Source organism: Zobellia galactanivorans, assembly GCF_000973105.1.
In the GTDB taxonomy this organism is placed as follows: domain Bacteria; phylum Bacteroidota; class Bacteroidia; order Flavobacteriales; family Flavobacteriaceae; genus Zobellia; species Zobellia galactanivorans.
In genome coordinates this window covers 3,945,679-3,969,203 of record NC_015844.1, presented here as the reverse complement: position 1 = coordinate 3,969,203, position 23,525 = coordinate 3,945,679, and the positions used below count along the sequence as shown (strand labels likewise).

Below are 23,525 nucleotides of genomic sequence, written 5' to 3'. Positions count from 1 at the left end.
AATGTTACGTTCCCTATTTTTCTCATTTTTAATGCTTCAATACGATTCGAAAATCGACTAAAGATACAAGTTGAAAAGATAATCAGGGGTACATTACAACTTTTCTACACTGACAAAATAAGCTCCGAGGGTCTCACCAGTATCTAATGTAAACCAGGTTTGCAATTCCGCTTCGCCCTGTGTCAGGCGTACCGTGAACTTTACATATTCTGCGGAAGGGTCAACATCTACCGTCTTATCGAAATCTTGGACTTTCAACCTTGCCTTTTCAATATTCAAGGCTACACTCGGTTTACTTTCACTAACACTGGTTCCCGAAATGGCCGGTCTTATCGGGGCTTTTGCATTTAAGGGCAGTTGGGTCTCTTCGGGCCATCTACGGAGTTTTACCTCATAGCTTCCCGTTTCGTGAACATGTAGTGCCCAATACCCGTTATCGATATAAGCCGTACGTATATGCCTCTGATGCCACGGGCTATCACCTGTAGTATGCCAATCGTGACAATACAATTTAGCGGGGTTTTCCGCTTCATGGCCTACATATATTCGAGGCAGGTCTTTATAACCCGGCGCCAAATTGTTCCACCAAGCGTCATAGGCCCGTTTGTATTCCTTTATTTTTTCAGGATGTTTATCCGCAATATTCGTACGCTGTTCTGGATCCTTTTTTAAATCATACAGCTCCACTCCATCGATCAGCCTCCATTTTCCCTGCATTAGGGAAGTCCTTCGCCACGGCTCCGGCACTTCGGTGCGCTGTGAATTGGCAATGACGATTCGGTCTTTAAACTGGCTATTGTCTCCGTTCAATAAGGGAACAAGGCTTTGTCCGTCAAATTCGATATCGGCATTGGTCTTCAGCCCGCACAGTTCTACAAGGGTGGGCAATACATCATAATGGGCGGTCAGTTCGTCAATATCCTTTCCTACCGTAATGCCCCCGTTTTTCCAATGTAAGAACAAGGGAACCCGATGTCCGCCTTCATACTTACTCGCCTTAATACCACGCATACCCGCGTTGTACCCTTTGCTCACGAAGCCATCCAAGCGATGTCCTTCAACCCTTGCCCCTTGGGCAGTACCATTATCGGTTGTAAAGATAATGATGGTGTTATCGAGAATATCGGAAGCTTTCAAGTACTCCATCAACTTGCCGATGTTCTTATCAATATTCGCGATCATACCGTAAAAGGCAGGGAGCGGAATGTTTTCATTGTCTTGGTAAGGTGCCGAAAACTCATCGGCCACAAAATAGGGCGAATGCGCGACATTGGTAGGCAAATAGCAAAAGAAGGGGTTGTTTTTATTCGCCTCGATATACTTAATGGCCTCGTTGAACCAAACATCGGTACAATAACCTTCGTATTTCTTCAGTTCCCCGTTATGGACATACATATCGTCAAAATAGTCGTTGTCCCAATAATCCATGGTCTGCTCCATACCGCCGCCACCATGGCTTAAGACCTCATCAAAGCCTTTATCTTGGGGTCTAAAAGGATAATTATCGCCCAAATGCCATTTGCCGAACATAGAAGTTACGTAGCCATTCTCTTTAAATATTTGGGCCATGGTAGTCTCTCTTTCCAATAGTAGGGAGCGACCGTTAATGGTATGCCAGACCCCTGCCCTATTCGCGTGGTGACCGGTCAACAAGGCCGCTCGCGTGGGGGCACAGGTCGGGTTGACGTGATAGTCGGTGAACCGTGCACTTCTAGCATGCAGGTCGTCGATATGGGGAGTTTTGATATAGGGATTTCCCAAGGCGGCAATATCGCCATATCCTTGGTCATCTACCAAAATAAGAATGACGTTGGGCCGTTCTTTACTTTTCTGTCCATATCCCATATGAACCGTACAGAACAAGAGGACGGCAAAGCCTAGGTGCTTGAGCCATTTTCCATACCCCTCTTTACGAATTGATATCATAAAATATTATTTATAATTTTCTTCGATTAATTGGGCCAATACCGCCGGGTAGTTTTCCCCAATAACGGTACCCCCGTTTTTTACGCCCGATCCGTAGGTAATAGAATCCCCAAAACAGACAATCTTTTTATTTTCTCCGATGAACTGGTTCTCCTTGAGAAAATGAAAAACGGATTCAGCAATAAACCGATACCCCAAGGCCGTAGGATGCACCCCATCTTTGGCCCCACTGTTCCCTTCATTTCTAAAAAACAGGTCTTTATTGTGTTCCGGCAAGTTCATTTTACCAAAAGCTTGATAAAGATCCAAATAGCCCACTCCATTGTCATGGGCTACGCCTTCGACTATTTTTCGGGCGGTATCCAATTTTACATTTGGTGCTTCTTTAAACAAGCGCCGGTCGTGTCTTTGAAATAGGTATACCGAATCTACCGGCGGCGGTGACATCAATAACACCGATGCCCCGACCTCTTTGATCCGCTTTACGATTTCCCATAGGTTGTTCTTATAAGATGCATAGGATATCATCTTCTTTGAATTGAGCATATCGTTCGTACCGACCAATAGGATAACAAAATCGGGCCGATGTTCCAACACATCCGTATCCGATCTTTGCAATAGATCTAGGGTCGTATTTCCGCTCACCCCGGCATTACGGATTTGGGCTAGGGCCGTATTTACAGCTAGCAGGAAGAGAAAAATGACCCCGATGTTCACCTTTAAAAGCTTCATTTTAGTTTTCCGGATTATATTCCAAAACCTGTCCGTCTGCCAATAGCTTTTTCCGAAGTTCCCCATACGGCACATCATGAATGGCCCTATCTTTATCTAAGGCCATACTTGCCAAGGTAGCCGCGCTCTGCCCGAGAATCATAAAAACGGGCTCCATACGAATGGAACCAAAAGCGATGTGGGAAGACGAAATCGCCGCAGTGACCAATAAGTTTTTGCATTCCTTCCTTTTAGGGAGGATGGTCCCCAAGTGAATCTGATAAGGCTTTTCGGGCTCGACCCCTAAATCACCTTCGTTCTGCACATATCCTTCCTTGGTAACATAACGTTGTACATTGTGCGAATCCATAGCGTACGACCCCATACCTATGGGTTTTCGCACTTCGCTTTTTCCCAAGATTTCATTATCGGTCATCACAAACTCCCCGATCATACGCCGAGCCTCTCGCACATAAATTTGATAGGGCCAGTGGCCATTATCAACAAATTCGTCTTTGGCCAGCCCCCATTTGCCTATACTTGTTCTAAACCTTTCAGGTACGCTTTCATCGTGTCCCCAGAAATAAAGCAAGCCTTTATGGTAGTTGATATGCTCTTCTAAGATTTCCTTTCTTTTTTCATAGGAAGCCTCAGGATACTCGTAGTTCATACCGATGTTATCCGAACTAAACGGCCCTACATTGTTCACATCTCGTTTCATATTCGGGATTTTGCCCCCTCCAAACATGGAATAACGCCCCGCCTTAAAAACCCTTCGCAACAACTCATATTCCTTAGGATCATAATTTTCAGGTTTTTCAAAGGGCACGACATTCCCTTCCGCATTGGTCGTACACAATCTATAGTTGTAGGCCTGCACGCGCTTATCCCCTGAGCCTTGTTCCCCTGGGGCTTCCGCCGATATACGCGGAAGCAAGCCACTAGTAGAATCGCCTGGAATTATATAAGGACTAATATTTAGTTGTTGAAAATTATGGCTGTGATGATAAACACCTTTTTGAACCCCGTTCCACTCCTCATTGTACACACTGTTTGCCTCACGTCCCACATGGTAGTTCACCCCTGCCGCCGCCATAAGGTCTCCCTCGTAGGTTGCATCTACAAAGATCTTGCCTTTGTAGCTTTCCCCATCCAACATGGTTATGGAAACAATTTCACCATCTTTTACTTCAACCCCGTTTTCTCGGTCTAGCCATTTATCGCGAAGGATGGTAATATTATGGTCTTTGACAAACTTTTCAAAAATCTGTTCGGCTACATGGGGCTCAAAAGTCCACATGGTCTTAAACTCATCATCAATGGCCGTGGTACCTTGTCCTTCATTGCCGTATTCACTTCTAGGTTGCCAGTTCCAGGCTTCCTCATTCTGATAGTGCTTATACACTTCTTGGTAGAACTCTTTTGAAATACCGCCAATCACCCTTTTGTTTCCCAAATCGGTAAAGCCCAAGCCACTAGCCGACAGCCCCCCAATATGCTTTTCGGGACAAACAATCAATACCGACTTATCCATTCGGGCCAATTGGACTGCCGAGGCAATCGCTGCCGATGTACCTCCGTAGATAATCACATCTGCATCTAAGTTTTCTGATTTTTCCCGTGACGTACATCCTATCTGGAGTATACATACACACAAGCATAAAATAAAGCGAATTGACATGGTTTTCATCATCTTATTCCGTGATTTTTAGTTGGATCATATTTAGGCTTTCGTCGAAACTTTGGGATTTCACATTTTGACCTATGTCTACGGAAGTTCCCGCATTCTTAGCATGGATACTGAGCGTGGTATTGGCCTGTCCTTGAAATTCAACTTTTAAACTCCCTGAATTAAAATCCTCAACCAATGCGGTGTATTTTGAGTGGGAATGCATTAGGGCCTTCCCGTCCCTTCTCAAGTAGCTGCCGTGGCCGATGAAGAGTTCATCTATATTTTCGATATTGGTCACATCGGCCCCTTCCTTAAAAGTTAAAATAGTGAGATAAGCATCTGTTTCCCAACCATTCATATCAATCACGCTGTTCCTATGCTTTAGCCTTCCATCTGCCAACAAGTTCAAATACACTTGGGTAGTCTTGCCGTCTTGGGTGATGGACACGCCTAAAAAATCCGTCCCTTCAAAGCGTTCGATGACAGGGAGCTTCCCTTTATTTTCCTCATCCTCCAAAATAATGGCGGAAACAAATTTGGTCCGCGCCGTTTCCTCAAAATGACTGATGGACCAATAGGGTTTGGTCTGTTCGGGGTGATGGTCTTCATAGCCCATTTTTTCCGTCAGCAGCATATGTTCGGGGAAATCATGAGGGCGTTCACCTCCTGGAGGAAAAGTCTCTGGAAAAAGTGGACGAACCAAAACCTTGGCATCATCTTTCTTTATCGTCAAATCGATACCCCCTTTTAGCGTTGATTCGCCGTTGTAGTGCAGCAACCACTCAAACTTACCCGGCTTATGGGCCAAGAGGTCGTCTATGACCAAAATAACATCGCCTACCCAAACAAAATTTCTGTAGTTGCGAGACAATATATGGGAGTACGGTCCAGTAGCATTGGCCAAAAGGTATTTGAAATTCTCGCCTTCCATCAAATTATGGAGCGAACCTTGGTTTGTCACCCCAAAGTATATATCCTTTCGATTTTGCCCTTCGCCATTGAAAATTACCACGTTATGGGCTTCGCTCTGACAGTAGTATTCGGTATAAAGGGGACTCAAATAAGAGGCATTTCCTGAATCGATTATCAAGTTCTTTCCTTTGTGGAAGAGAATATAAGACCCCGCATCGGCATGGGTATGGTTCCAGGTGAAACCGGACTTTACCGCAAGCATGGTGGCATTATCGTCCCAAGAATTGCGAAGGGTCGCCCAGCCCATATCCTTATACAAATGTGATGTGGGTAAGTCGGGAACGAAATCATCGGCCAACTTAGGAAGCACGGGGTGTAACAATAGACCATTGGGCGTTTCCAATTGCATCCCTTCATTGTCGCTCCCTTGGCTTACCTTGTCAATATACCAAGCGTATTTATCATCGGTATAGCCTAAATGCCATAATAGGGTTACACAGCTATTACCCGTTTTATTGATAAACGAATCGCCGAAATTGACCGACAAGACCTTATCGTCTTTCACATAATAACTGGTCTGTATAAAGAAATCCCCTATTTTATCCAGAATAGGCAGCTCTACCTGCTTGACCTCGGGCAAGGCCGATTGAAAGGCATAGCGAAACAATAAATATTGCGAGACCCCATAGGAGGCATAGTTGATACTTTCGTAAAACCCGCCATCTTGATCAAAAGTAGGAGGCTTGTTTTGAAGTACGCTACCGGAGTAATCTATCCATTCTTTGGCGGTATCCGCAATTTCATCGACCCATTTTTGGGCTTCGGGAATTTCGTTTCTGATCGCCAAGGAACTAAAACCGGCCATGTACACACAGGCACTCCACCAGTTATGGCCCATGGTATCGAAGGTATGAAAGTCGGTATTAGGAAGCAGCCAGTCTTCTCGGGCAGGCGTTATTCCCACCTTAACAAAATCTTCCGCGATTTCCTGTCTTTCGTTTTCCGTCAAATAGTTATAAATACAATCGTATCCAATGGCAATATAGAAACTCGTATGTGAGGTCTTCAGCCCCCCCTTCCACTTTGGGGTCCGACTCAAAAGCGTTTTACTTTCCCAAGTATCCCTTTTTGTGTAATCGATTAAAATCGCCTTTATGGCTTCAGCAAATTTCGGTTTACCCGTCATGCGGTAGGCCAGCCCCAACAATTGGCAATCGGCAGCCTTCAATTTGTCTTTTTTTAGGAGTTTTTCGGCTTTTTTGTATTGCGCATCCCAACTCTTACGAACCGCTTCGTTACGGGAAATCTGGTTTTTCAGTTGTTTTATATTGGCATCGGTATGTAGAAGGTAGTTTCTTTCTTGGGCCTTCCCTACAAACACCAAAGCAAGAAAAATATATAGAAGTGTTCTTTTCATCGTTTCATTTTCACAATTGGTCAAAACTCAATGATCGGCCTATTGCGGCTAAAAAAACCAAGAACCAATCACATTACAATGTTATCGGTTCTTGGCTATTTATAATATAATATAGTATTCAGGCTCTATAAATTATAGCCCATTGACCGTATATCGGGCGATAAGGCATCAGATTCAAAAAAAAAATTTACTTCTACTTCACAGTGTTCGAATGTATTTTAAACCATCATTATCCCCATGAAGTCGTATGTATCTTTCCTTGACCAACATCATTCCGCCCTTATCTTATTTTCATTTTAAGGCTTTTTTGATCGCTTCTTTTACCAAGGGTTCCATAACCTTGTACCCTTCAAGGTTCGGATGTACGCTATCCCTACCGTACTCGCTTTTCAAGCCTTTTTCACCATCTACCATAGGCGTGTAATAATCAAGGTATACGATCTTGTTCTTATCGGCATAGGCCTTGATCCTTTTGTTAAGTTCGATAATCTGGTCGGCGGGTGCGATCGAGGGGCTCCAAGAATAGCTATTGGCCGGTAATGCCGAGGCCAACACAACCTTTATACCATTGGCCTTGGCGAGCTCTGCCATTGAAAAGATATTCTTTGCGATCATATCGTTGCTGATGGGCCCACGGTTACCGGCAATATCATTGGTACCGGCCAAAATAACGACCGCCTTGGGTTTTAAATCGATAACGTCAGGCCTGAAACGCAATAGCATTTGAGTAGTTGTCTGCCCACTAATACCGCGATTGATATACGAGGGGTTTTCGGTAAAAAATTCGGCATGGTGCTTTCCCCAGCCTTCGGTAATGCTATTCCCCATAAAAACTACGCGATCTTCCTTTTTAGAAGGGGCTTGTAACTGCTCGTTGTCCGCCCTATATTTTCCAAAGTTCGCCCAATCGTCCTTAGTCAACAAGGTCATTTTAATCACGCTGACGGCAGCATCAGGTGCCGTTTTCGGAAGCTGGATCGTCAAGCCTTTATCGGTGAGCCCCGCTTTCAGTTTAGTACCGTCGGCCAATAACGAGGCCCTTTGTAATTGGATATCCCTATTGATTACCAATTGTCCATCTTTCGGCCAATCAAAAACATGGGCATAAAGAATATCATCCTTAATAGTATAACGCCCCCATTCAGGACGGTCGTAAGGACTGGCACTGCTTCCGTAAATGGCCTCACCGTTGACATCGGTCCAATCGCCAATTTCCTTTAATCTTTCTACACTTTCCGGGGGAAACTGGCCAAGTCCGTCAGGACCTATGTTCAAAAGAAAATTACCGCCTTTTGATACGATATCTACCAAGTTCTGAATCAACTTTTTACTGCTTTTCCAGTTTTTATCGGAAGGTTTATAGCCCCACGACCCGTTCATGGTCATACAAGACTCCCAGTCGGAATCGATGCCCGTAGCCGGTATCTCTTGTTCGGGCGTACCGAAATCACCTGCAAAATTCCCTTCGCGGTCCATACCTTCCATTCCCATACGGCCCTTGTCTACCCTATTGTTGATAATGGTATTCGGTTGGATCTCGCGGATGAAGTCGTACATTTCCTTGCCCATTTCGGTGGTGTAATCGGCAATCCAATCGCCGTCGAACCAAACCACGCCTATATCGCCGTAATTGGTCAACAGCTCTTTTACCTGGGGTTTTAGGTAATTCTTAAAGTATTCGGGAAATTCAGGGTTCACAACAGTTTGGTCTTTTTGACCTGCATTATAATTAGGGAATAAATTGCCCTGCGCCTGAGGATGATGCCAGTCTACGATGGAGTGATAGAAACAGAAAACGATATCCTGCTTTTTACAGGCATCCGACAACTCCTTGATCACGTCTCGCTTAAAAGGTGACGAATCCATGATATCATAATCTGACACCTTAGAGTCCCACAGACCAAAACCATCATGGTGTTTTGAAGTGATTACGATATACTTCATTCCGGCATCCTTGGCCATAGCAACCCATTCATCGGCATCGAACTTAACGGGGTCGAATACAGGAGGTAATTTTTCGTACTCCTCAATGGTATAATCTAACTTGTCCATAATCCATTCGGCACCCCCTCCACAGATTTCTCCGTTTCTTTCCCCTCCGGGAATGGAATAGACGCCCCAATGGATGAACATTCCAAATTTGGCATCGCGCCACCAGGCCATACGTTCATCATCAGACAGTTTTTTTACTTCCTTATCTTGGGCCAGGCCCTTTCCCAAAGTCAATATCGCAACAAATGCGAACAAAATTGATTTTACTATTACTTTCATTTTCTCTTGATTAAGGTTACTTGGTTCTAATAGATAATTGTATTTCCGATTGATTTCTAACTACGGTAATGTCTAATTTTTCTTGGGTCTTCGTTTCCATAACGACATTGATGAAGTCCCTTATTCCTTTTAGCCTTTTCCCATTGGCCTGTACGATTACATCCCCCGCTTTTAGGCCCTTGTTCAGTACGGCCGGACTTTGCTCCCAAACATTTAAAACGATGACACCTTCGGCCGTGTTAAGACCGTAGGCCGACTGCTCTTCTTTTGAGGAGACGTTTTTCAACTTGTTCCGCAACCAGGTCATAACCGGTGCCGTTTCCGCCCCCTCCTTCGTTTTTTCATTCAAATTAGGGACTTCAGGTGTTTTGGCAAGCGCTTTCAACTCGGCCTTTTGCACGCCAAATTTGTCCATCGGGAAATTTTTAAATCCGATTTTGAAAGCAGGCGAATTTTCTAGAACGGAAAAGTCAAGGTGTGCGGGATCCTTGAACAAGGGGTCTCCATAAGCACTGTTCAAGTCCCTATCATACAGTCTAGATTTCATCATACTTACTTCATTAGGGAACAAATTATAGTCCAATTCCTTTCCCCAACCGTCTAGCCTTATATCTTGATAGGCCTTTTGGACAATGTTGTGCCGGAATACATCTTGGCTGTTTTTAAACCATACATGGGGATGCAGGGAGTTGTTGACCATAATGTTATTCTCTGCGACCCTAGCAAATCCTTCCCTTAGTTTTAAGCCATTGTTCAACAGTAAATTGTTGTAGATATGGTAATTGGAAGACCCATCGTCTAAATCAATATCCCAACCGTGGTCACAACGAAAGCGGTTATTCCTAATGATAGTGGTATGCACGGCATCCCATTTCCACATATTGGGGTTCGCATCGGTCAAACTGTCCATCACCGCTCTTTTGGGGTGCCAAAACCTATCTCTCCCCCACGAATTGAAAGACCCATGATCACTGGTCTCCAATACGGTATTGAACACATCATTGTATTCCAAAATATGTCCGCCCCAAGTACCGTCACCAATATTGATGCCCGCCCTGGGCACATCGTATATGCTATTGTGCCGAACGGTAATATCCATAGCCATGGAAATTTGAACGCCAGCCGTTTGCTTTTCTATTCTTCCTATTCTGTAAATGAGGTTATCCTCTACCAAGCATTCCCTTGGGAAAAGTTCGTTTTTAGGACCCGACACGGTATCCATTTCGCTTACCGGAACAAACTCTTTATAATTAAAGGACGGTGAACGTACTGCCGACGGATCGCCTATAAAGGATATGGCACTGGCCCCCGAATCATGAATATGATTTCCCTTGATCTCAAGGTTTTTATTATACTTACTTGCCAAGATTACATTACCGCCAAGGTTCGTGAATTCGTTATTGGTCACCTTGCAATCCTCCGTTCCCTCCAAGAAAACGGCGCCGCCTCGGTATATCGTCCAATCGCTTCTTAAGAGAGGCTCATATTCGTCCATAAAGGTGCGTTGCGAATTCTCAAACTTCACCCCTTCTATGGTGACATTCCTTACCGGGTTCTCTAAGGTACCCGTAAGCTGAATTAAATTTTTTAGTACGGAAACCTCAAATTGGGCCGTATTCAAATCCATATCGTCCAAAGGCCAGTAGTAGAGCTTGTTTTCTTCTGTATTCAGGTACCATTCTCCCGGGCTATCCAATTCCTCAAAGACATTCTCTACCATTCGGAATACTTTGTGCGGTTTAGAGGCCCTATTGTTTTGATGTCCGCCTTCAAAAACCGGGTTCCCGTCGGCGTCAATACCTGTAATTCGAAAATGGAAACCGCCCCATCTACCACCATGTAAGGCGTGAAAATAGGTTCCAACCGGGTTCTTCCATGATGCCACACGTTCTTTGGACAAGGCATCTTCGGCAAAACCCTGCCAATACTGTGCGGCTTCATCGTAATTGGGATATCGGGCCAGAACCTGTGGTTTCCCATTGACCACAAATTGGTCGAAACTTGAGACTTGCCCCACATCGGCTACATACATATGGTCTTTATATTTCTGCCAATCCAATTGTATGGGCGCCGCCCCTTTTAAAGTCACTTCCGACGCACTCGTACCCTTAATGGTCAAATTACTCAATGAAGGAGGTATGGTAATCGATTCCGACAAGTAATAGGTTCCGGGGAGAATATTTATAATTATATGGGCTTCTGGGCTATTTTCTTTTAATTCCGATGTTTTTTGAACCGCTTCCGCAACGGTCGTATAACTGAGGCCATCGCCCTTTTCATTTTCCGCAGTTTGGGAAACATAAATCTCTATGGGTTTCTCTTCTTGAGTACACGAAAAAAGAAGAGCTATAAAGCCGACTAGAAATAGTATTTTATTGAGTTTTTGCATGTTTTTTTGATCTGTTTAATATGTAATCAAAACCTTGTCGTAGCTTTTGGAAAGCTTAAACACGACTTGGCCCGAGTTATTCCTATTGGTGGTTCCCTTTCTGCTCGCTACGAGCTTGCCATCTTCGAACAAGTGTATTTCAGGTTGACTTCCCTCCTTTGGCAGGGGCATGTTGATGGTTATGGGCTTATCATTGCTAACGGCATACCCATTTGGAGCCTTTTCCAGTGTAAAGGAAAATGGGCTTCCCGATGAAACGATATCCCAGCCATGCGATTCAAACTTTTCCATTCCCGACAAAAACATGAATTCGATATCGGCCTCGTTATGGGTCGTCCGTAAAATGGACAAGAATCCTTTTTGATAGAAACCGTCTTTAGATACCACATCGCTTTCCGAGGCATTTAAAACCGTTCGGTCCAAGGTGGTTTTATCGTTTAACAACACATCGATAATCTGCGTGTTCGGGTACTCGGGCACAGACGAAAAAGACACATTTGCTATGGGGTTGGCCTCCCCTTCCATAAACGGATTGAAAATTACCGCGAAGGGATGCTCCCAAGCCGCTTCGTCCCTTTTCAAGATTAAGGTCGGTATGGGTTTTTCAAGAACCTCTTTAGGAGCGGTACCCTCACTAAGGGCATTCGATTTTGGCGAATTGACCTTATACAAAGTTTGGTTTTCACTTCCCTTGACCCATAGTTTCATGAAATTATCGGGACTTTCACTGCTTTTTAGGGTAAAAATGGCTCGAATATCCCCAGAATTGATCGTTTTCGTCTTATCCGTAAAATAATCATAGCCCTTTAAATCCCCTTTGATAGAAGACAGTTCATCTGTAGGCATTGTTTTTAAGGGGTTATTTTTTACGTCAAAAAGCTCTAACGATTGCCCTAGGTTATGATAGATATATTCGTGCTTCTGCCTTCCTCCCTTTTGTTTTTTAGAGCGAAATACATCGATTACATATGGTTTTTTAGTGTTGGAAGCAATTACCGCCGTAAAGCGTTGCTGGTCGGAAACCGTCTTAGGTTCAACAAAGGACACGTTCGAAAAAGTTACTTTATCAAAAGAAGGTCTTTCCCCTGATTTCGGAAACACATTCTCCAGCTTAAAAGGAAAATAGGTACGCATGGCCGCATAATCCGATTGACCATCGACCACTACGGTGTTATGGGCCGGAAAACGGGAATAAAAATTCCTATGGTCATCATGCCAATAACTCGGTCCGCGCCCCATATCGGTACCCAAAACGTAATTGTTCGCATACAACTCCAATGAAATGCCATTGGCGTGGGCATGGTTACCAAAAGACCCAACTATAGATGCCATTACCGCATTTTCTCCCTTTCCCATGCGCTGGTTGAGCATACTTACATTAGGCGCATAAAAGGTGGGCGACACGAGCTTATCGGTGTTTACATCTTCCTTTGAATGGTTCTCGATCAAATGATCCGTATAGAAAAACAGTTCAAAGAAATCTTTCGCCCTTCGGTCATATACCCCCTCATTTACCATTTGCGATAGGAGTCCCGATATCAATTTCTCCTTTTCCACTTGACCGTACTTTCTATAGTTGGCCACCAAAAGTTCAAAGTTTTCCGGGGGAAGCATTTTATGGTGGGAATCGCCAAAGCCAACGGTATACCCACTCGGAAACAAATACTGAAAAGAAGCCAAGGCCGCCCTTTCCACAATAGGGAAATTGGCAAACTCATTGGCATTGGTAGCATGGTCCAATAAAGTGAATATGCGTAAAAAGGTAGTGATTACATGAACCGAATACGAGGCGCACTCGGGCCACATGGCATTTTCTTGGTCATAAACCAACAAGCTTTCCTTGATGGCAATTTGCCGATCCGTAGATATATTGAAAGTATGGTCTAAAAAATACTCCTGTCCCTTTCCGTTCTTGTAATTTTGATTTCCCTCTAGCACCAAACCGATGTAGGTAAGAAACCTGGCTTGGAATAGGTTCCAGTTATTATCGGGAATTCCCTTCTTGATAATCTGGTCGCCCCATTTTTGGAATACGGCCACCGAAGTATGGAGGTCTTTTTTATTCGCCTTAAAGTAATTGTAGAGAAAATCGTAGGTGGTTACCAAGGAGACCACAATGCCTTCGTGAATGACTTCAAAAGTGGCGAGGCCCGAAATGTTGGCCTGTTCCGATTTTTCAAGATCTATGGGCGCATCCCTATAGTACATTCCCTCCATATAGGTAAAGAAAACGGGGGCGGCAAAATCGGCATATTTTTGTTCGCCGGTAAGCCAGTACAAAAAAGCGGCATCCGCCACGAGTTCCATGATCTGTTCGTTGATCTTATCGATGGCAAAGCCTGATCGGGAAGGGTGTACCCATTCCATTTTTCCGCCTTCCTTATGCCTTAGATACAGGCCCCGAGGGTCGTCGAAGTAGGGTTGCACCTCTTCCAATTTCGGACGCTCGTAATCCGTTGCCCAATCACGTGTACCCGAATACCTCACCGTGGGAACGGGAGCCTTTCCTTTGGAATGTGAAAAATCACCGCCTTTTAAAAAGACTTTATCATGTTTGGTGTTCCAGTTCATTTGAAGCCGTGAAACCAACCATTCGGGATCCTTTTCCCAATAGGAAATATACTTTGCCAATCGCTCCTTCTTCGTATTGACCAGTTCCTTCTTCCATTCAACACTTTCCAAAGATTTTACAAAAACCGCTCTTTCTTGATCGGTTACGTAAATTCTTGGATGCGCCGTGCTTTGTGCCATGGCCATAACCGAAACCCATACCATACAAATGGCAAACCACATTTTTTTTCCTTTTACTTGCTTCATCGCCTTTCTAAGATTCATTCGCATGCTATACCTTAAACCTATTCCTTTGTGGTTGTTCTATCCCCTTAATACTGATTCGGGTGTTCGTAATCCCCTATTCTGTGGTAGACATTCCTTTTCAAAGGGATTTGCATACCGTCGCTATCTTCCAACCAGTCGTAGAGGCTATTGGCAAACTCCTTTATCATGGGTTGTAATTCGGGTTTATCGATAAGGTTGACGATTTCATTGGGATCGTTTTCTATATCGTAAAGCTCGTTCGTATCCCAAATGCCATTGTAACGTATGTATTTGTACTTATCCGTACGAACGCCAAAAACCGTCGGCGTCATGGGGAAATCGTATTCAAAATAATACTCATAGAATATTTTGTCGCGCCAGTTGTTTTCGTCTCCTTTAAGCAATTGAACAAATGATTTACCCGGCATATGATCGGGTTTTTCAAGACCGGCACACTCTAAAATAGTTGGGGCTATATCTACGTTCTGAACCATGCGCTCTATGGTCTGTCCTCCTTCAAAAATTTCAGGACAACGTACCAACATAGGCACCTTAACCGATTCTTCGTAAAAATGACGCTTGTCTATCAGGCCGTGTTCCCCCCAACTAAATCCATTATCCCCCATATAAATGACCATGGTAGATTCATCGAGGCCATTGGTCTTTAGCCAATCCATGACCGCACCCACGCTTTCATCAACCCCCATTAAGGTTTCGCAATAGCGCTGTACCAAGTCATCAAAAGTGCCATCGGCCCTACCGTGGTACATATAATCTACACCATGCCAGCTATCGCGTTGCTTTTTCACCCATTCCGGCCAGTTCAACTTTTTATAGGCACTACCGATGGTTTGGGTGTAAGAGTCGGGTTTTTCTATTTTTTTACCCGCGTACATGCCCTCATGGCGTTTGGCCGGCTTAAACATGGCGTGTACGGCCTTGTGCGAGAGGTACATAAAAAAGGGTTTATCGACATCCCTTTTATCCAACCAATCGACCGCGTGTTCGGTCAATAGATCGGTCACATAGGTGTCTTTATCGTACTGTATGTTCTTTCCGTTGATGTTAAGGTTGGGCGCGTAGTAATCTCCCTGCCCCGCAAAACTTTCCCAATGGTCAAAACCGGGTCTCGGACTATCATTGTGATCCCCCATATGCCATTTTCCAAAAAAGGAGGTTTGATATCCTGCTTTTTGAAGGTATTCAGGGAAGAAGGTCAGGTTTCCCGGGTTGGGCGCCACATTATCCACTATGGTATGCACATGTGAATATTCTCCCGTTAGGATACTAGCCCTACTTGGCGAACATAAAGACGTAGTTACAAAGGCATTTTTCATATGTGCACCTTCCGCCGCCATCTTATCCATATTAGGAGTCTTCAACCAAGGCACCTTTCCCGTAAAGCCCATAAAATCGTAGCGGTGGTCATCGGTCAAGATAAAAATGACATTGCGCTTTGCGTGGCCCTTGAGTTTCTTTAGGTTCAGGTTGTTTTTTTTCTTTTGTGGCTGTTGAAATCCGAAACTAGGATTGGGGGCAAACAGCAACATGGTAATTGCGAAAACAAAAAACTTATTTTTCATATCTACTCTATTTTTTGGTCAGTTAGTTTTATATGTCCTATAAGGACGTTCGCCCGTTTTCCTTCTATTGATTTAGAGCCTTCGTATCCTTAATTACGGGCCCAAATATGGCTATCGTCCAGCAGCTCTTCGTATTCTTGAACCAGTTCCGTTTTCATCCGTTCGAAAAGTTCAGGATGCTTTTTCGACACTTCTTGACTTTCCCCAATATCTTCCTTTAAATGGTACAAGACAAAATCTGAGAGCTTCGCCTTTTTTACCAAGGCTTCATTTCCGCTATGGATATTAAGAATCTTTGGCAGGTAGCCCTCTTCCGTTTTGAGTCGGGCCATTATTTTCCAATCGCCCTTACGCATGGCCACCACATGTTCGTTAAGGGCATTGTAAAAACTCCACACCAGTGGTTTTTGGCGCTCGATAGTACCCGTTTTTAGAAAGGAGGCAATTGATTGTCCGTCCAATTCCTTTTGAGGTAAGCCTGCGCCTGCCAATTCAGAAAAAGTAGGCAAGAAATCCAAGGCCGATATGACCGCATCCGTAGTACCGTTATACGTATCCTTTCCTAACCAGTTGATGATACAAGGCACCCTAAAACCCGCTTCGTTGGTCCATAACTTCATTCCCCTTAAATCGCCTGGGGAACCAAAAGAACGTTTGGCCTTGGGATACCTATTTAAGGTCTCAGGCCCATTATCCGAAGTAAAAACGACCAAGGTATTTTTATCCAATCCCTTTTCTTTTAAGTAGGCCATCAAACGCCCCACGGCAATATCTACATTTTCAACATTGGCAAAAAACTCGGCTTCCTCCTTAATATCCGTAAACGCGAGATATTTCTTGACCAGTGTTTCCGGGGAAGCTATGGGCTCATGCGGCTCATGAAAAGCTACCTCAAGAAAGAATGGACTGTCACCCTCCTTTTTATCGAGCCAATCTATGGCCTCGTCTACGATCAGTTGGCTACTATAGCCCTCTAAGGGGCCAACCTTGGAACCATTACGTACAAAATTCTTAGGGTTTTTATGTGTAGGTGAGGCATTGTTATGGGTCGCGAACCAATGTTCAAAACCGAAGTGGTCCGGTTGTGGTTGTTTTTCAGAGTTAAACAGTGAGCTACCGTGCCATTTCCCCACCAAACAGGTACTGTATCCGACCTCTTTGAGCAAGGCCGGAATAGTTTCCTCTTCGGCCCTTAAATGCACCACATCCTTCAGGTCTTCCCTTGGGGTATTTCCCCCAACAATAAAATCGTACAACCCGGCCCTATTGGGACTTCTCCCGGTTAAAAGTCCGATTCTCGAAGGCGAGCAAACGGGAGCGGTCGAATAAAAGCTGGTCAGTTTGATACCTGACTCCGCCAATGCGTCTAAATTAGGGGTTTCTATCAAGGGATGGCCGTAGGAAGAGAGGTCGCCATACCCTAGGTCATCGCATAAAAGTACAATGATATTCGGCTGTTCCAATTTCTTCGCATGACCTTCTTCTTTGGTCGTTTTACAGGAAATTAAAAGTCCACAGCCTAAGAGTGCAACAAGTATTTTTATAGCGCCAATACGTCTCTCTTCCATGGGATTAAATTTTCGGTTTTCCTTTTAGGTAGCCAATGGATTTCAAAAATATATCGGCCTCACGGGTCGTTTTGACATAAAATTCGCCATTACTTCTGGGCTTATTAAAAAATCCATGGGTTTGGTCTTTGTACAAAAAGATATCGCAGCGGCTTCCTACCGCCTCCATTTTCGTCTTATATTTTTCTATGGTAGCTACCGGTATCAGGGCATCCTTTGTTCCTAAAAAAATAATCGTAGGAGGGGTTCCCCCTTTAATATTGTGCATTGGGGAGATTTCCATGTGCCGCCCTCCCATTCGTTTGTACTCAAATCCCTCCGGACCATTATCGATCACGGGATTGTAAAGCACCAAGGCATTGGGTTTTGCGCTTATGGAAAGGTCGTCGGTAGCTTCGTCCAATCTGTCAAGGGTTGCCGTGGCGGCCGCCAAATGCCCACCGGCAGAACCTCCGGAGGCGACTATTTTATTCGGGTCTATATGGAATTTATGAGCATTGGCCCTTACGAACCTCATAGCCGATTTTGCATCGCTGACCGCTTCAAAGGGTGTGGTTCCGTGCCTTGATTTTACGCGATAATCGACCAAAACCCCGATCATACCCCTAGAGGCAAAGTATTTGGCCTGGTCTTCAAATTGTGTAATGGTACCGCCATTCCATCCCCCTCCAAAAAAGAATACTATCGCAGGGTATGCTTTTTTTTGCTTGATCTTTTCGGGATATAGAAATTGCATCTTTAGCGTGTCGCCATCCACAATTTTATAAACCATCTCCTTAGGAGGAACAAACCCTGCACTATTTTCTTTTTGGGCATGGAACTCCAATGCAAAAAACAACGCTAAAACTATTAAAACCTTTCCCTTCATCTTTTCTATGCTTTTATTAAAACTATTCGGTTCTCCAATATAAGGTAGAAAAAGTACCTTATATCGATGGTTCGTAAAAATCGCCAATAGCGTGGCCCTTCGAGAGGTTTTTATTGTTTTATAGAAAGCCCCAATTTCTTCAGACGCAACAAAGCTTCCATATAATAGTAATCGGCATACACAATGGGCATATCAATTTCTGAATTGCGGGGATGATGACCTGTGGAATGCAGTAGAAGTGCTTGATTTGTATCCCCACTTAAATAGGTGTCGGACGACAACTTTTCGATTAGGTCTTTAGCGGCCTGTATATATTTTTTCTTTTGGTCCTTTTCTTCTACCAATTCAGAAAGTTCAAGCATGCCGCATGCTGCAATTGCCGCGGCAGATGCATCCTTGGGTGCATTCGGGATCTTGGGGTCGTCAAAATCCCAGTACGGGATACCATCTTCGGGCAAGCGTTCCAAAAAGTGATCCGTGAGTCGAATAGCGGTATTTAAAAAGTCCTTATTACCCGTTTCCCTATAGGCTATGGCGAAACCATATATGCCCCAGGTCTGCCCCCTGGCCCACATCGAATCGTCGGCATAGCCTTGGTGGGTCATTCCCTTTAAAAACTCACCCGTTTCATCGTCAAAAGAACCCAAATGAAACATAGAAGCGTCATCTCTTACCAAATTATCCATGGTAACCTTTGCATGACTTTCGGAAAGATTATACAAATGTTGGCTACCACCATTCTTCGCCGCCCAAAAAAGCAGCTCCAAATTCATCATATTATCTACAATGGTATTGTGCTTATATTCATCTTTCTTTATAGGCCAAGACAAAATACTACCTACATTTGGATTATACAGCGTAGCCAAGGTATCTGCTGCGGCCAATAACACTTCTTTGTAGTCTTCGTTCCCGGTCAACCGATAGCCGTTGCCGTAGCTACAGTACAACATAAACCCGATATCGTGGTTTTCTGCGGGGCTATAGGCTATTTGCCTTAGGGCCTCCGTAGATTTCATGGCGCTGGTCTTTAAACCAGAATCTTGGGAATGTTCATAGGCATACCATAAAACCCCCGGCCAAAATCCGCTACACCAATCACGGGGCCCTACCGTCTCCCATTGGGTCTGTCCTTTATGAATATTTCTGGGAAATTGATCGACACTCTTTACCGTTTTCTGTACGTCCTTGATTTTCTTGACATTTTCATCAAGTATTTTTTCCGGAGAAAATTGAACCGTTTCTTTCTTTTGTGAAGCACATGAAAACATTAAAAACGAAGCGAATAAAATTAGCTGTAGCCTGACTCTCATCTGAAGTGTTTTTCGATACCTTAATAGGATATCATTAAAATTGTTTGATTAATTCAAAACAAAAAACCGGTTCTGCGACCCACAAAATACGGTGCGCTATGGCCGTGTCTTAACGTGGTTTTTTGTTCCATACAATTTTACCTAGAATGCAGATAAAGACTCATAAATTATGATTCATAAGCTATAAAAAATAGCCTTTTGCCCCCGCCAAGGGCGGGTACGCCCCCTCTTCGTCCGTTCGGAAGGATTTTTCTTTCCTTTTGCAGAAGATGTAGTGCCCTATAAAAAATAGACGGTTATCGCCCCTTAAAATAGGGGTCCTTTTTTGCGGGAAATTCAATGTTATGGGACTCGCGATTTGCTTCCTTCCTACCCCAACAAAGGCCTTCATTTTCCCTTAATGCCCTGTTTATGGTACTTCAAAACGCCCTGTCTCATTCACCTTATGACATTCCCTTAGTGAATCATTTATTTTTTCCACAGAAAGACCTATGGGTTTTGGCCAAGGAACATCCTTAAAATCCCCTCTGTACCCAAGCCTTATATTTTCGTTTTTTCAGGTCTCTTTTTTTACGAATACCACAATTTTAGGCCTGTATAACTGATAATGAACAATAGTTTATCATCTATGAATGATAATTTATCGCCCCTACCTTCAATTATTTTTAACATTGGCTTAACAATTTTTATGGATACATGTTCAACGATATGAATTCAAAAAACTAATTCAACAAAAACTATTAAATAACACTTTTATGACCACTTTGAAAAAATTTCGAGCCAACCTTAAGTATGTTGCCGGTCTATTAGGAATCTTAGGGTTTCTGATAAGCGGTACATTTACGCATTTATATGCTGCGACAAGCAGTATTAGCCCTCTTGACATCACGGCTGTTCAAGACCTGACCGTTACAGGTACGGTAACCGCCTCTGAAGACGGTATGCCGATTCCTGGGGCAAACGTTATTATAAAAGGAACGACCACAGGAACAACGACCGATTTTGATGGAAACTTCTCTATAAAGGTCGCTTCTTCCAACAGCGTACTCGTATTCTCTTCTATCGGGTTCGCAAAACAAGAAGTAACGGTAGGGAATAACACCACGATCAATGTCGCACTCGACATGGATGTCAGTGCCCTTGAGGAAGTCGTGGTCGTAGGTTTCGGTACGCAGAAAAAAGCGACGCTTACCGGTTCGGTTACCCAAGTAAAAGGTGACGATATCATGAAAGGTAAAGGAACCTCCAACGCGGCCTTGGCATTGCAAGGTGAAGTACCGGGGGTTGTCGTTACCCGTACCTCTTCACGACCAGGTAACGAAGGCACCAACATTAAGATACGGGGTGATATTTCGGTAAACAACATTGGGCCCCTCATTTTGTTAGATGGTCTAGAAATACCCGAATGGCAACTTGCCACCTTAAATGCCAACGATATAGAATCGTATTCCGTATTAAAGGATGGTGCTGCCGCTATTTATGGTACCAAAGCTGCAGGTGGGGTTATTTTGGTTACCACAAAAAAAGGGAAACAAGGTAAAATGAAAGTGAATTACAAAGGGGAGACCCAAATGAACATTCCCCACGATTTTCCTACGGCCAACCTACAAGAATGGGCCCAACTATGGTTACGGGCAGGTGACAATGACGGAATCAGCTACGTAGATACCGATGGTATCACACAACAGGCGGCCCCCAACTATCGCTTTTTCACAAGGGACGAATTGGTCTCTATTGTTGACGGCACCCTACCCATGGCCCCTGATTCGTATTTCTGGTTGACCAAAGAGCATAGGTTTGACGATGTGAACCAGTTCGATGCGGTTTACGGCTCTACCCTATCGCAACGTCATGATCTTTCGGTTTCCGGGGGTAGTGAAAATGCGACCTATAGAAGTTCCATCGGTTATGCCAACGAGCGTTCGCCCATTTCCTTTGTATATGATGGAGCCAAAAAATACAACTTCAGAACCAACCTTACCTATCAGATGAGCGATATGGTAAAGACCGAACTTACCGTGTCATATGACAATAGATTGGTAGACGAACCCACCCAAGGTGTGGGACACGGGGTTCAAGATATGTACCTTTTCCCTTTGTACAACCCCCAAGGACAATACTACGATATCTTTGGTGCCAACAACCTATTGGCCAAACTTGACGAAGGTGGACGTATCAGAAACAAAGAGGAAATTTTCCGCTTAGGCGGTGTGGTTACCTTAAACCTAGATAAGTATGTAAACGGATTATCACTTAAATACAACGGTAATTTCAGTTCTAGAAACGGTAGAAAAACCGAAAGGACCACCTCTGTAACCATGTACGACTGGGAAGGCAATATCAGCTACACCCCTACTACCCTATTGACTTCAGGGGTCAAGATCTACGAAACGGAAATCATGTTTCAAAACCATGTCATACAGGCCAATTACAACAAATCTTTCGGGAAACACAACATTGGTTTCCTTTTGGGCTTGACAGCAGAGGAAGAGCAAAGCTATAAGTACTTTCAGTCACGAAGCAATATGGCTTCCGATGAGCTAGACGATATCAATACCGGTGATGTTACCACCCAAGTGAACGGGGGATCGCCAAAAGATGCCAACGGAAATACCTTTAACTCGGGAAGTAATGCCGTGGGACTTGTATCGTATATCAGTAAATTAAACTACGACTATAATGGCATTTACCTTTTAGAAGTCTTGGGACGTAGGGATGGTTCTTCGCGACTACACCCCGATTATAGATGGAAAAATTTCTACAGTGCCTCGGCAGGTATACGTTTATCTGAAATGGCATTTATGAAAGATGGTTTTTTCAACAACTTAAAACTGAGAGCTTCTTATGGTGAAACGGGTTCGGTAACCGGTATCGGTGCATATGACTACATTTCGAACATCACCGTTGGAACCACAATTTTCGGTGCTAGCCCCGCTTTGGCCAATACCGCTAGAATTGCCTCGCTTACCTCAACGGAAAGAACCTGGGAACGCGTGGCCACGACCAACTTCGGTATCGATTTTTCGATACTGAACAGTCGCTTGAGCGGTAATGCCGAATACTTCACAAGAAAGAACAACGATATGCTTATCCCTATCACCTACCCTCAAATTCTTGGGGCATCGGCACCAAAGACCAATAGTGGTGATTTTAAGACCAATGGTTGGGAGATTGCCTTGAACTGGAGAGACCAAATCGGGGAACTCAAGTACAACATTGGCGTAATGGCCTGGGACAGTGAAAGTGAGGTAACCCGTATGGAAGGTGCTACAGCCATCAAATTAGGTGTAAACAAATCGAGTGGATCAGATGCCAATATCATTGAAGGAAAACCCCTTAATGCAATCTACACGTATAAGACCGATGGTTATTTACAGACAGAAGAACAGGTTTTAAACTACTACAACCAATATGGCTTTGTAGATCCTGCAAATCAGTTGGAAATGAAACCCGGTACGGTTCTGCCCAACTATAGAAGTGCCGACCGTCTGGTGCCCGGTACGGTAAACCGTATTGATGTGAACGAAGATGGGGTGATCAATGAAGACGACCTCGTTTACTTTGGTGATGCAAATCCCCATAAGAGTTATGGTATCAACCTTGGGTTAGAATACAAAGGTTTCGATTTCAGTGCCTTCTTTCAAGGCGTCGGAAAGCAGAACATCGTTCGCGAAGGTGCCTTGGCCTACCCCTTTAGAAGCTGGTGGACCAACCAAAACTCGGCCTTCTTGGGTACTACTTGGACAGAAGACAACCCCAATGCGGAGAATCCTGCAAGCTTTTACAATGGTCAAAGGAAAAACTGGAACTACGGTCACATTAACGACATCAACGTTATCAAAGCTTCGTATTTACGCGCCAAGGTGTTGACCTTGGGCTACTCCCTTCCTCAAGATGTATTGGCCAAATCAGGACTTGAAAGAGTGAGACTATCGGTTACCGGAAACGACCTCTTTGTCATTTCGAACGTTAAGGATGGTATGGATCCTGAAATGGGCAGCAGTGCCAACCAAGGAAACACCGTACCCTATACCTCTACGGTATTATTAGGACTTGAAGTAACATTCTAACAACCATTAAA

Annotated in this window: 12 protein-coding genes; 1 reads left to right on the top strand and 11 read right to left on the bottom strand. The window is 44.1% G+C overall.

Annotation, left to right across the window (positions count from 1 at the left end; translation table 11 throughout):
- Nucleotides 1–93 precede the first annotated feature (93 nt).
- The 11 genes from ZOBGAL_RS16230 to ZOBGAL_RS16180 all read right to left on the bottom strand — a co-directional run bounded on the left by ZOBGAL_RS16230 (nt 94) and on the right by ZOBGAL_RS16180 (nt 19,444).
- Nucleotides 94–1,926 (bottom strand): arylsulfatase, encoded by a 1,833-nt coding sequence (locus ZOBGAL_RS16230; protein ID WP_013994783.1) that lies wholly within the window; start codon nt 1,924–1,926, stop codon nt 94–96.
- Between the two features lie 6 nt (nt 1,927–1,932).
- Entirely contained in the window at nt 1,933–2,658 is a 726-nt protein-coding gene (locus tag ZOBGAL_RS16225; RefSeq protein ID WP_013994782.1) for an SGNH/GDSL hydrolase family protein, read from the bottom strand.
- Between the two features lies 1 nt (nt 2,659).
- Nucleotides 2,660–4,330: an FAD-dependent oxidoreductase gene (locus ZOBGAL_RS16220; RefSeq protein ID WP_013994781.1), complete on the bottom strand. Its 1,671-nt coding sequence runs from the start codon at nt 4,328–4,330 to the stop codon at nt 2,660–2,662.
- Between the two features lies 1 nt (nt 4,331).
- On the bottom strand, nt 4,332–6,638 hold the full coding sequence (locus ZOBGAL_RS16215) for a heparinase II/III domain-containing protein (RefSeq protein WP_013994780.1): 2,307 nt from the start codon (nt 6,636–6,638) through the stop codon (nt 4,332–4,334).
- A 291-nt stretch (nt 6,639–6,929) separates the two neighbouring features.
- The gene (locus tag ZOBGAL_RS16210; RefSeq protein ID WP_013994779.1) at nt 6,930–8,909 is read right to left on the bottom strand and encodes an alpha-L-fucosidase; all 1,980 of its coding nucleotides are present in this window, start codon (nt 8,907–8,909) and stop codon (nt 6,930–6,932) included.
- A gap of 16 nt (nt 8,910–8,925) precedes the next feature.
- The gene (locus tag ZOBGAL_RS16205) at nt 8,926–11,298 is read right to left on the bottom strand and encodes a PDZ domain-containing protein (protein WP_013994778.1); all 2,373 of its coding nucleotides are present in this window, start codon (nt 11,296–11,298) and stop codon (nt 8,926–8,928) included.
- A 15-nt stretch (nt 11,299–11,313) separates the two neighbouring features.
- Nucleotides 11,314–14,115, bottom strand: coding sequence for a heparinase II/III domain-containing protein (locus ZOBGAL_RS16200; RefSeq protein WP_197541275.1), 2,802 nt, complete (start codon nt 14,113–14,115; stop codon nt 11,314–11,316).
- 65 nt (nt 14,116–14,180) lie between these two features.
- A complete protein-coding gene (locus tag ZOBGAL_RS16195; protein ID WP_013994776.1) occupies nt 14,181–15,698 on the bottom strand; it encodes a sulfatase family protein in 1,518 nt (505 codons plus the stop codon).
- A gap of 89 nt (nt 15,699–15,787) precedes the next feature.
- Nucleotides 15,788–17,266 carry a sulfatase-like hydrolase/transferase gene (locus tag ZOBGAL_RS16190; protein WP_013994775.1) on the bottom strand — a complete coding sequence of 493 codons (1,479 nt, stop codon included), beginning with the start codon at nt 17,264–17,266 and terminating at the stop codon, nt 15,788–15,790.
- A gap of 4 nt (nt 17,267–17,270) precedes the next feature.
- Nucleotides 17,271–18,134 (bottom strand): alpha/beta hydrolase, encoded by an 864-nt coding sequence (locus ZOBGAL_RS16185; protein WP_013994774.1) that lies wholly within the window; start codon nt 18,132–18,134, stop codon nt 17,271–17,273.
- Between the two features lie 110 nt (nt 18,135–18,244).
- A complete protein-coding gene (locus ZOBGAL_RS16180) occupies nt 18,245–19,444 on the bottom strand; it encodes a glycoside hydrolase family 88 protein (protein ID WP_013994773.1) in 1,200 nt (399 codons plus the stop codon).
- Nucleotides 19,445–20,199: 755 nt separating this feature from the next.
- Between ZOBGAL_RS16180 and ZOBGAL_RS16170 the strand changes: the two genes are divergently transcribed.
- Nucleotides 20,200–23,514: a SusC/RagA family TonB-linked outer membrane protein gene (locus ZOBGAL_RS16170; protein ID WP_013994769.1), complete on the top strand. Its 3,315-nt coding sequence runs from the start codon at nt 20,200–20,202 to the stop codon at nt 23,512–23,514.
- The last annotated feature ends 11 nt before the right edge of the window (nt 23,515–23,525 follow it).